Genomic DNA, 269 nt, shown 5'->3' on the forward strand with positions numbered 1-269 from the left:
TGGCCGGGAGCGGTCATCAGATGGCGGCGGGGGCGGAAGTGGGGTGAGATGCCGCTGAACGCGGACAGGAACCGCTGGGCTCCGCCGGTGCTGCGGAAGCCTTTCATCGCGCGTTCTCGCTGCCGGGTGGGCTGGTGGCTGTTCTCCGCCCGGTTGTTCAGGCCCTTGTGGGAGCGGTGCTCGACGGAGGGCATGACCTCGCGGTGGGCCGCGCCGTAGGAGCGGAGCCTGTCGGTGACGATCACCCGCGGCACCGCACCCGTGTTCTT

General features: G+C 70.3%; 1 protein-coding gene. It reads right to left on the reverse strand.

The genetic code is table 11. The annotated features are described in order from the left end of the window. Positions 1–269, reverse strand: a 269-nt coding sequence (locus tag OP79_RS49355) for a DDE-type integrase/transposase/recombinase (RefSeq protein ID WP_033329946.1), incomplete at both ends; no start/stop codon positions are given.

Origin of the sequence: Streptomyces yerevanensis, from assembly GCF_000716805.1 — a bacterium.
GTDB classification, from domain to species: domain Bacteria; phylum Actinomycetota; class Actinomycetes; order Streptomycetales; family Streptomycetaceae; genus Streptomyces; species Streptomyces flaveus.